This window comes from Kitasatospora sp. NPDC003701 (assembly GCF_053587085.1).
Genome location: NZ_JBSFNM010000016.1, coordinates 172,600 through 183,128, shown reverse-complemented (window position 1 = coordinate 183,128; position 10,529 = coordinate 172,600). Strand labels below are relative to the sequence as shown.

The following is a 10,529-nucleotide window of genomic DNA, read 5'->3' as shown; positions in this document are numbered from 1 at the left end:
GGTCGCTGGTCGGCAGGTACGACGGCTGACCCCTTGCCCCACCGCGTGGTGATCAGCCCGTCTTCCTCGCGAAGGACTTCGAGCGCCCGTCGAACAGTCATGGGTGCCACATCGAAGCGGCGGCTCAGCGCGGACTCGGACGGGAAGGGCGTCCCATCGTCATACCCGCCCGCGCGAATCTCAGCCGCAAGTTCGACGGCAACAAGCCGGTACGGCGGTACGCGCTTCGGGCGCTGGGCGGAGTCGGGCATGCCAGCAGCGTAGAGAGCTGCCGCAATTCGCTCCACTTAGGACAGTAGGAGGGTAGGAGACTTAGAGGAGTTGAGATATCGTCAGAGGCTCAACAACAGAAAGCCCCGGCGACGGCTGCAACCGTCCCGGGGAATGGACGAAGCCGTGGAGGGCTCCGACATGACCAACTTTATCCCTTGGGTGTTCTTCGCCTGGGCCGGCATCCTGCTGGCTGGCTTGATAGCGCTGTACCTGCCCGTAGAAACGGGCCCCGCGTTCCAGCCCAAGCCGCCCGCCCCAGCTGCCCCGTCGTGGCCGGAGATGCCCGCCCTGTGGGACGTCCCCGCACACGTGATCAAGCGGATGCAACCACTGAACGCCGAGGATCACGTCCCGGTCCGCCCGTACACCCCCGAAGCCGTCGAAGGCCCGGAGCCGGACGAGCCGCACAGCGAGCCCGTCCCCGAAGCCGTCGAAGAGCCCACCCCGGTCGAGCCCGCACACGAGCCGACCCCCGAAGTGGTTGCTGAAGACCCGATGGCTCTGCCCCGTCCGGGCACCTTCCGTGTGCTGCCGCTCTGGGTGGGGGTCATCCTCGAAGACCAGCGGCGGACGCTCGAAGGGGCGGCGGACGGACGACCGGACACCGGGTACACCTACCCGCGCGCTCACGTGCTCACTGGGGCGGTGGCGTGATGCCAAGCTCAGTGTTTCCGCAGCTTGGACAGCCTTTCGACTGCTTCGTTAATCACTGCCTCCTGCTTGCAGAAGGTGAACCGGACGAGCGGCCGGCCGGCCTCGGTGTCGTCGTAGAAGACGACGTTGGGGATCGCCACCACGCCGACCCGCTCGGGCAGGGCGCGGCAGAACTCGATGCCGTCCTTCTCACCCAGCGGGGTGATGTCGGTGGTGATGAAGTAGGTGCCCTCCGGCCGGAACACCCGGAACCCCGCCGCGCTCAGCCCGTCGGCGAGCAGGTCCCGCTTGCGCAGCAGATCGGCGCGGAAGTCGTCGAAGTAGGCGTCGGGCAGCCGCAGGGCGTCGGCGACGGCGTACTGGAAGGGCCCGGCGCTGACGTAGGTCAGGTACTGCTTGGCGGTGCGGACGGCGGCGACCAGCGGCGCGGAGGCGGTGACCCAGCCGACCTTCCAGCCGGTGAAGGAGAAGGTCTTGCCGGCCGAGGAGATCGAGACGGTGCGCTCGCGCATGCCCGGGAGCGCGGCGATCGGGTGGTGGGCGCCGCTGAACACCAGGTGCTCGTAGACCTCGTCGGCGACCACCAGCAGGTCGTGCTCGACCGCGAGGGCGGCGATCGCGGCCAGTTCCTCGGGGGAGAGGACCAGGCCGGTCGGGTTGTGCGGGGAGTTGAGCAGCAGCAGGCGGGTGCGCGGGGTGACCAGCGAGCGCAGCCGCTCCAGGTCGGGGCGGAAGTCCGGCGCGCGCAGGGTCAGCGGGACGCGGACGGCGCCGGCCATCGCGATGCAGGCGGCGTAGGAGTCGTAGAAGGGTTCGAGGGCGATCACCTCGTCGCCCGGTTCGAGCAGGGCGAGCAGGGCGGCGGCGATCGCCTCGGTGGCCCCGGCGGTGACGAGGACCTCGGTGTCCGGGTCGTAGGCGAGGCCGCGGAAGCGCTGCTGGTGCTCGGCGATCGCGGTGCGCAGCTCGGGGATGCCGGGGCCGGGCGGGTACTGGTTGCCCCGGCCCGCCAGCACGGCGTCGGCGGCGGCCCGGGCCACCGAGGCGGGCCCGTCGGTGTCGGGGAACCCCTGGCCGAGATTGATGGAGCCGGTGGCGGTGGCGAGGGCGGACATCTCGGCGAAGATCGTCGTGCCCATCCCGGCCAGCCGTCGGTTCAGCAGCGGCCTCGTACCCATTGCGGCTCCTCACGCCTCGTCGTCGCCCCATCCTCGGGGCAGCGGGTGGCCGGGGACAAGAACGGCCCGCCGCCGGGGGTGCCGGGGGCGGGCCGTGCCGCGGTGCGGAGCCGGGGGCGGGAGGATCAGGCCTCGTTGGTGCCCTCGGGGGCCTCGCCCTCGCCCTCCTCGCCCTCGATCTCCTTCTGCAGGCCGAGGCGCTCGACGATCCACTGCTCGAAGCCGACGGCGGCCTGGGTCCAGTTGGCGGTGGTCGTGACGAAGTAGTCCAGGTTCACGCCGGTGCCGACGATCATCTGGGCCTCGCCGATCAGGCGGACCACGCCGTCCTCGTGCGTGTGGGTGTAGACCTTGGGCCAGAGGGTGTCGCGGTTCCACTCGTCGATCAGGTCGAGGATCTCGGCCTTGTCCTCGAGCGGGTAGGCGCGGTCGTAGAACGCACGGACCGCGAAGAGCTCCTTCTGCTCGCCGCGGAACATGTAGTAGACGCGGAAGCCCTCCCAGGGGGCGGTGAGGTCGCCCTCCTCGTCCACGACGTGCTTGAGCTGCATCTGGTCCAGCAGCTGCGTCACCAGGGCCTGGTCCGGGACGACGATCGGCGGCGGTCCGGCCGGCCGACCGCCCTGGCCGCCGGGCTGCCCGCCCTGGGGCACGCCGAACGACGGGATGGACGACGGGTCGATGCTCATGGGGGTCCTCTTCCTCAGTGCACGTGGTGGCCGGCAATGAGAGGCCGCCCTTCCACCTCCCATCCTGCCTCATTCGGGCCCTGCCTCACAGGGGCGCCCGGGCGGCGGGGCGGGCGTCTGTGGATCTTGCCGGAGCCCGGTCCGGGGCGGTGGACACCGAGGGTGAGCACGGCGCCGGGCCGCCCCCTCGGAGGAGGGGGCGGCCCGGTCCGGGAGGCTCCGCAGCGCTACTTCTCCAGGGGTCCGCGGGACCGGACGGTGAGGCGGTCGCCCTCCTCGGCCCGCTCGACCAGGACGGTGTCGCCGTCGTGCACCTGGCCGGAGAGGATCGCCCGGGCCAGCTGGTCACCGATCGCGGACTGCACCAGACGGCGCAGCGGCCGGGCGCCGTACGCCGGGTCGTAGCCGGTGAGCGCCAGCCAGTCCCGGGCGGCCGCGTCGACGTCGAGGCTGAGCCGGCGCTCGCCGAGGCGCGCGGCCAGCCGGGCCACCTGGAGGTCGACGATCCGGCTCAGCTCGGCGGTGCCCAGCGGGTCGAACACCACGATGTCGTCGAGGCGGTTGAGGAACTCCGGCTTGAACGCGGCCCGCACCGCGTCCAGGACCAGCTGCTTCCTCCGCTCGTCCCGGGTGGCCGGGTCCACCGGGCCCGGTTCGTTGAAGGCGTGACTGCCCAGGTTGGAGGTGAGGATCAGGATCGTGTTGCGGAAGTCGACCGTGCGCCCCTGGCCGTCGGTGAGCCGGCCGTCGTCCAGCACCTGGAGCAGCACGTCGAAGACCTCGGGGTGGGCCTTCTCCACCTCGTCCAGCAGCACCACGCTGTAGGGGCGGCGGCGGACGGCCTCGGTGAGCTGGCCGCCCTCCTCGTAGCCGATGTAGCCGGGCGGGGCGCCGACCAGCCGGGAGACGGAGTGCTTCTCGCCGTACTCGCTCATGTCGATCCGGACCATCGCCCGCTCGTCGTCGAACAGGAAGTCGGCCAGGGCCTTGGCGAGTTCGGTCTTGCCGACGCCGGTGGGGCCGAGGAACAGGAAGGAGCCGGTCGGGCGGTCCGGGTCGGCGATGCCGGAGCGGGTGCGCCGCACCGCGTCCGAGACGGCCCGGACGGCCTCGCTCTGGCCGATCAGGCGCCGGCCCAACTCGTCCTCCATGCGCAGCAGTTTGGAGCTCTCGCCCTCCAGCAGCCGGCCGGCCGGGATGCCCGTCCAGGAGGCGACCACGTCGGCGACGTCGTCCGGGCCGACCTCCTCCTTGACCATCGAGGCGGAGGTGTCCTCGTCGGCGGCGCGCTCCTGCGCCTCGGCCAGCTCGTGCTCGGCGGCCGGGATCTCGGCGTACATCAGCTTGGAGGCGCGCTCGAAGTCGCCGTCCCGCTGGGCGCGTTCGAGGGCGCCGTGCAGGTCGTCCAGCCGCTCCTTCAGCTCGCCGACCCGGTTGAGGCTCTTCTTCTCCTGCTCCCACCGGGCGGTGAGCACGCTCAACTGCTCGTTCTTGTCGGCGAGATCGCGCCGCAGCCGGGTCAGCCGGTCGACCGAGGCCGGGTCGGACTCCTTCTCCAGGGCCAGCTCCTCCATCCGCAACCGGTCGACGGCGCGCTGGAGTTCGTCGATCTCGACGGGGGAGGAGTCGATCTCCATCCGGAGCCGGGAGGCCGCCTCGTCGACCAGGTCGATCGCCTTGTCGGGCAGGAAGCGCGAGGTGATGTAGCGGTTGGACAGGGTGGCGGCGGCGACCAGGGCGGCGTCCGAGATCTGCACCTTGTGGTGCGCCTCGTACCGGCCCTTGAGGCCGCGCAGGATGGCGATCGAGTCCTCCACGCTGGGCTCGCCGACCAGCACCTGCTGGAAGCGGCGCTCCAGGGCCGGGTCCTTCTCGATCCGCTCGCGGTACTCGTCCAGGGTGGTGGCGCCGACCATCCGCAGCTCGCCGCGGGCCAGCATCGGCTTGAGCATGTTGCCGGCGTCCATCGCGGAGTCGCCGCCGGCGCCCGCGCCGACCATGGTGTGCAGCTCGTCGATGAAGGTGACGACCTGGCCGTCGCTCTGCTTGATGTCGTTCAGGACGGCCTTCAGCCGCTCCTCGAACTCGCCGCGGTACTTGGCGCCGGCGACCATCGCGCCGAGGTCCAGCGCGACCAGCCGCTTGCCGCGCAGCGACTCCGGCACGTCGCCGGCCACGATGCGCTGGGCCAGGCCCTCGACCACGGCGGTCTTGCCGACGCCGGGCTCGCCGATCAGCACCGGGTTGTTCTTGGTGCGCCGGGAGAGCACCTGGACGACCCGGCGGATCTCCTGGTCGCGCCCGATGACGGGGTCGAGCTTGCCGTCCCGGGCGGCCTGGGTGAGGTCGGTGCCGTACTTCTCCAGCGCCTTGTAGGTGCCCTCGGGGTCGGGGGAGGTGACCCGCCCGCTGCCGCGGACGTCCTTGAAGGCGGCGAGCAGGGCCTTCGCGGTGGCCCCCTGCTGGGCGAGCAGTTCGGCGACCGCGCCGCCCTCGGCGGCCAGGCCGACCATCAGGTGCTCGGTCGAGACGTACTGGTCGTCCAGGTCGTCGGCGCGCTTGCCGGCCTCGGTGAGCACGGCCAGCGTGTCCCGGGCCAGCTGGGGCGCGGCGACGGTGGAGCCCATCGCGCGCGGCAGCCCGGTCAGCTGCCGGCGGGCCTCGGTGTCGATCCGGGTGGCATCCGCGCCGACCGCCTTCAGCAGCGGCCCGGCGATGCCCTCGGGCTGCTCCAGCAGGGCGATCAGGATGTGCACCGGCTTGACGTCCGGATTCCCCGCGGCGCCGGCCTGCCGGATCGCGGCGGACAGGGCGTCCTGCGTCTTGGTGGTGAACTTGCTGGCGTCCACTGCTGGGGTGTCCTCCTTGCTGGCGGCGAACTGTGCCGACTGACTCTGCCGAGTACAGCATGCACTAAGTTGAGTCTATTCCGCTCAACTTTCGGATGAACGCTTGGGGTGCCCGGGCGAGGAGGTGTAGCGGTCCAGGCGCGGTCCGGACGGCCCGGGCCGCCGGGTCAGCACCAGCAGCTCCCGGGCCGGCCCGCTCGGCCGGTGCCCGGCCGGCCAGACCGCACGCAGCGGACGCCGCAGGTCCAGCCCCTCGGCCAGCGGCACGGCCACCAGCCGCCGGGTCGCCAGCTCCTCCGTCACCGCCAGCTCGCTCAGGCAGACCGGCCCGGCCCCGGTCATCGCGGCCGCCTTCAGCGCGGTCGACGAGGCCAGCTCCAGCCGCGGCTTCGCCGCACCGCCGTACGGTTCCAGCGCCATCTCCAGGACCTCCCGGGTGCCCGACCCGGGCTCGCGCAGCACCAGCGGGGTGGCGGCCAGCTCGGGGCCGGTCACCGGGGCGCGGCGGCGCGCCCAGGCGTGGCCGGGCGCCACCACGACCACCAGCCGGTCGGCGGCCACCACCGCGCCGGCCAGTCCCGGCGGGGTGGACGGCCCCTCGACGAAGCCGAGGTCGGCCTCGCCGGCCAGGACGTGCCCGGCGACGTCCGAGGAGTTGGCCGTCCGCAGCGTCACGGCCGTGCCCGGGCTGGTGTCGTGCAGCGCCAGCAGCCAGCCCGGCATCAGGTACTCGGCGACGGTCAGGCTGGCGACCACCACCAGCCGGGCGTCCCGCCGCTCGCGCAGCGCGTCGATCCCGGCGTCCAGCGCCTGCGCCGCCTCCACCACGTGCCGGGCCCACTCGACCACGAGCAGCCCGGCCTTGGTCGGCCGGGAGCCGCGCGGGGAGCGTTCCAGCAGCGGTACGCCGATCTGCCGCTCCATGCCCTTGATCCGGGCGCTGGCGGTCGGCTGGCTCACGCCCAGCTCGGCCGCGGCCCGTCCGACGCTGCCCAGTCGTGCCACCGCGAGCAGCAGTTCCAGCGCGCCGAGCTCGGGGACGTGCGGAGAGAGAGCCATAGTCTCAGGCTATGTGCTCATAGAGCGCGGGGCGCTACCGGCGGCCGGCGGCGGACGGCACGGTGGTGTCATGGCCATCCTCACCGGCGTCCGACCGCTCACCCGCCCCGTCCGCTTCGACCTCGCCCAGCTCGGCCCCAACTGGTACGCGGTGGTGATGGGCACCGCGATCGTCGGCAACGGCGCGGCCGCGCTGCCCGTCCGGCTGCCGGGGCTGATCGGGTTCGGCGAGCTGATGTGGGCGCTCGGGGCGGTCGCGCTGCTGGTGCTCGTCGCCGCCCGGCTGGTCCACCTCACCCGGTACCGCGAGGCCGCCCGCGCCCACCTGCTGGACCACCCGGGCACCGCGGTCTTCTACGGCTGCCCGCCGATCGCCATGCTCGCGGTCGGCCTCGGCACGCTCACCCTCGGCTCGCGGGTGATCGGCACCGGCCCCGCCGTCGTGCTGGACGCGGTGCTGTGGAGCGTCGGCACGCTGTACGCGCTGGCGGTCGCGGCCGGCATCCCCTACCTGATGATCACCCGGCACGCCGTCACCCCGCTGGAGGCCAACCCGACCTGGCTGCTGCCGGTGGTCGCGCCGCTGGTCGCCTCCGCCACCGGCCCCGCGCTCGTCCCGCACCTGCCGGCCGGCACCGCGCAGCAGAGCCTGCTGTACGGCTGCTGCGCGCTGTTCGGGGTCGGGCTGCTGGCCATCCTGGCGCTGCTGCCGGTGGTGCTCACCGGGCTCGTGCACAGCAAGCTGCCCGCCCTGGCGCTCACCCCGTCGCTCTTCCTGGTGCTCGGCCCGCTCGGCCAGTCCACCACGGCCGTCCACCAACTCGCGGACGCCGCGCGCCCGGTGGCGCCGCAGATCGCGCCGGTCGCGCTCGCCCTCGCCGAGCTCTACGGGGTGGCGGTGCTCGGGGTCGCGATGCTCTGGCTGGTCATCGCCGTCGCCGCCAATCTGCGCGCCCGCCGGGCCGGGATGCCCTTCGCGATGACCTGGTGGGCGTACACCTTCCCGATCGGCACCTGTGTCACCGGTGCCTCCGCGCTCGCCCGGCACACCGGCTTCGCCGGGTTCACCGGCCTCGCGGCCGGGCTCTTCGTCCTGCTGGCCGCCGCCTGGGCCCTCGCGGCCGGCGGCACCGCCGCCGGGCTGGCCGGCGGGCGGCTGCTGGCCCGGTGAGGCGCGGGCCGGCGGCCGTCACGGTGGGGGCGTCGCCGATCACGCTAGGTAGTGGACATTCGCCCGGGAGATCCGTGCAGAAATTGTGCGGAGATCGGGGAGGATCTACGCAGGTGCACTGCGGATCCGGAGCGCTGCCCTCCGGGGCCGACTGAACGGACGGTCGCCCCCCGGTCCGCCACCGCGCTGACCACGCCTTTCCCGCCGGCCGACCGGATCCGCCGGCACGCCCCTCCCGACCCTCGGTGCAGGTTCCTGCAATTGCGAAAACATGCACTCGGGCGGCACTTGTTCACCGGCCGTCACGCTGTGATGGTGGAGACACGCCAAGGCCGTCCGGGCAACCGCAGCCCGATGGTGGTGACTTGCTCTTCAATACTGGATGCGAAAGGTACGTCCGTACCTGCATATCGGGGGGAAGAGCGCCGGCCGGGAGCCATGTGTGGTGATGGTCCCCGGGACCGGATCCGGCGAGGCGTTGCTGCTCCGCCTCGCCGGAAGCACCCTGGGATTGGCGTGCTACCGGCGGCCCCCGGGAAGCCCGGTGTGCGACGGCACCCGGGACCTGGGGGTCCGCCGGTTCGCAGTACCGTGATCGCGTGCGGCGCACGGTACGTGGGACCACGATCGACACGCGCGGGGGCGCACGCGACACAGGCAGGTCCGAGACCCATCCGGCAGGGAGTGTTCGAGGTGACGGCGGATCCGACGCCCGCCCCGGGCACCGGCGCGCCGGGCGGCGAGCCCGACGAGGCGGCCCGGCGGCTCTACCTGGCCGTCGTCGCCGGCGGCGGCCGCCTGCCCGCGGCCGACGTCCCGGAGGCCGACTGGGCCGCGCTGCGCCGACTGGTCGACATCGGCCTGCTGATGCCCAACCCGATGGACGCCTGCTACACCGCCGTCAGCCCACGCTCGGTCAGCGACCGGCTCGGCGCCGAACTGCGCAGCGAGGCCACCCGGCTGCTGGTCCGCGCCGAGAACCTCCCCGGGGTCCTGGACACCCTCACCCGTGCCTACGACGCGATGCCCCGCCCGCCCGGGCGCTCCGGCGGCGCCGTCCACATCGAGGGCCACGTCCACATCCGCCAGCGGATCTCCCAGCTGGTCGCCGACTGCCGGACGGAGGTCCTCACCGCCCAGCCCGGCCACCGCCCGGCCGACGCGCTGAAGATCGCGCTCCTCCAGGACGTCCGGCTGCTGCAGCGCGGCTGCTCGCTGCGCACCCTCTACCAGCCGGTCGCGGTCTCCGACCCGGCCGCGCTCGCCTACGCGGAGGAGGTCACCCGGCACGGCTCGCAGATCCGGATCCTGGACGAGCCGTTCCAGCGCCTGTTCGTCTTCGACCGCTCGGTCGCGGTGATCTCCGCCAACGAGGACAACAGCACCGCCGCCTTCATCTCCGACCCGGCCGCGATCGCCTTCCTGGTCGGCGCCTTCGAACGCGACTGGGCCCGCGCCGACGCCGCCGACTGGACCGGCACCCCCGCGCGGGGCGCCGCCCGGGACGCCCCGGACCGGGTCGGCCGGCTGCTCGCCAAGGGCCTCACCCAGCGCGCCGTCGCCACCCGGCTGGGCCTGAGCGAGCGCACCGTCGCCGCCCACATCTCCCGGCTGCGCGAGCGCTACGGCGCGCAGACCCTCTTCCAGCTCGGCTGGCTGATGCGGGGCGGGCAGGATGACTGAGACCCACGTGCCGCTGCCCGACGCCGACGCCCGCGAGCTGTACCGGACCGTCCTGCGCGACGGCGGGCGGCTGCGGATCGCCGACGTGCGCGTGGAGGACGCCCCGGCGGTCCGCCAGCTGACCGCCGTCGGGCTGCTGACGCTGCGCCACGCGGACGGGGTGTACAGCGCGGTCAACCCGCGTGCGGTCGGCGAGCGGATCGGCGCCGGCCTGCGGGAGGAGGGCGCCCGCCTGCTGGCCCGGGCGGCGCTCGTGCCGGAGCTGCTCGACGACCTGACCCAGGCCTACGACGCGGCGCCCGGCCGGTACGACCCCACCGGCGGCGTCCGGCGGATCACCGGAATGGAGCACATCCGCCACCTGATCTCGCAGCTCGCCGACGAGCACCGCCGCGAGGCCTGGGCGGCCCAGCCCGGCGGGGCCCGGCCGCCCGCCCACATGAAGGACACCCTGGAGCACACCCGCCGCTACCTCGAACGCGGCGGCACCATGCGCACCATCTACGAGGCGAGCGCCCGCCTCGACGCCCCGACCGTCGCGTACGCGGCGACCTCGGCCCGCCTCGGCAGCCCGATCCGCACCCTGGCCGCGCCGTTCAAACGCGTGCTGATCTTCGACCGCAGGGTGGCGGTCATCCCGGCGGCCCCGGACAACAGCAGCGCGGCCCTGGTGGAGGACTCCGCGATGGTCGCCTTCCTGGTGGACGTGTTCGAGCAGCAGTGGCGGCAGGCGGAGGGGGTGAACTGGTCGGCGCTGGCCGCGGGGGCGGCCGAGCCGGCGGTGCACGACCAGATCGGCCGGCTGCTGTCGCAGGGACTGACGCAGCGGGCGATCGCGAGCCGGCTGGGTCTGAGCGAGCGGACGGTGGCCGGTCACATCTCCCGGCTGCGGGAGCTGTACGACGCCGAGACGCTCTTCCAGCTCGGCTGGCAGATGCGGGGAGCCCGGACGGGGGAGTCCGGTGCCTGAGCC

General features: G+C 73.3%; 9 protein-coding genes. 4 read left to right on the top strand and 5 right to left on the bottom strand.

Annotation, left to right across the window (positions count from 1 at the left end; genetic code table 11):
- Positions 1–251 (bottom strand): GntR family transcriptional regulator (locus ACWDRR_RS18010; protein ID WP_449773145.1); only part of this gene is annotated, 251 nt, incomplete at its 3' end.
- 133 nt (positions 252–384) lie between these two features.
- On the opposite strand from ACWDRR_RS18010, the gene ACWDRR_RS18005 reads away from it, so the two are divergent.
- Positions 385–927: a hypothetical protein gene (locus tag ACWDRR_RS18005; protein ID WP_449773144.1), complete on the top strand. Its 543-nt coding sequence runs from the start codon at positions 385–387 to the stop codon at positions 925–927.
- Between the two features lie 8 nt (positions 928–935).
- Here ACWDRR_RS18005 and ACWDRR_RS18000 read toward each other — a convergent pair whose 3' ends face one another.
- From ACWDRR_RS18000 to ACWDRR_RS17985, 4 genes are all read right to left on the bottom strand, one after another.
- Complete coding sequence (locus ACWDRR_RS18000; RefSeq protein WP_449773143.1) at positions 936–2,105, bottom strand: pyridoxal phosphate-dependent aminotransferase; 1,170 nt, start codon at positions 2,103–2,105, stop codon at positions 936–938.
- Between the two features lie 125 nt (positions 2,106–2,230).
- Positions 2,231–2,794, bottom strand: coding sequence for a YbjN domain-containing protein (locus tag ACWDRR_RS17995; protein WP_449773142.1), 564 nt, complete (start codon positions 2,792–2,794; stop codon positions 2,231–2,233).
- 227 nt (positions 2,795–3,021) lie between these two features.
- Positions 3,022–5,643: an ATP-dependent chaperone ClpB gene (clpB, locus tag ACWDRR_RS17990; RefSeq protein ID WP_449773141.1), complete on the bottom strand. Its 2,622-nt coding sequence runs from the start codon at positions 5,641–5,643 to the stop codon at positions 3,022–3,024.
- A gap of 84 nt (positions 5,644–5,727) precedes the next feature.
- Positions 5,728–6,702, bottom strand: coding sequence for a LysR family transcriptional regulator (locus ACWDRR_RS17985; protein WP_449773140.1), 975 nt, complete (start codon positions 6,700–6,702; stop codon positions 5,728–5,730).
- A gap of 70 nt (positions 6,703–6,772) precedes the next feature.
- Between ACWDRR_RS17985 and ACWDRR_RS17980 the strand changes: the two genes are divergently transcribed.
- From ACWDRR_RS17980 to ACWDRR_RS17970, 3 genes are all read left to right on the top strand, one after another.
- Positions 6,773–7,873 (top strand): TDT family transporter, encoded by a 1,101-nt coding sequence (locus ACWDRR_RS17980; protein WP_449773139.1) that lies wholly within the window; start codon positions 6,773–6,775, stop codon positions 7,871–7,873.
- A gap of 693 nt (positions 7,874–8,566) precedes the next feature.
- Positions 8,567–9,556, top strand: a complete 990-nt coding sequence (locus ACWDRR_RS17975; protein ID WP_449773138.1) for a LuxR C-terminal-related transcriptional regulator — start codon at positions 8,567–8,569, stop codon at positions 9,554–9,556.
- Positions 9,549–10,526 carry a LuxR C-terminal-related transcriptional regulator gene (locus tag ACWDRR_RS17970; RefSeq protein WP_449773137.1) on the top strand — a complete coding sequence of 326 codons (978 nt, stop codon included), beginning with the start codon at positions 9,549–9,551 and terminating at the stop codon, positions 10,524–10,526. The genes ACWDRR_RS17975 and ACWDRR_RS17970 overlap by 8 nt, the downstream gene beginning before the upstream one ends.
- Positions 10,527–10,529 lie beyond the last annotated feature (3 nt).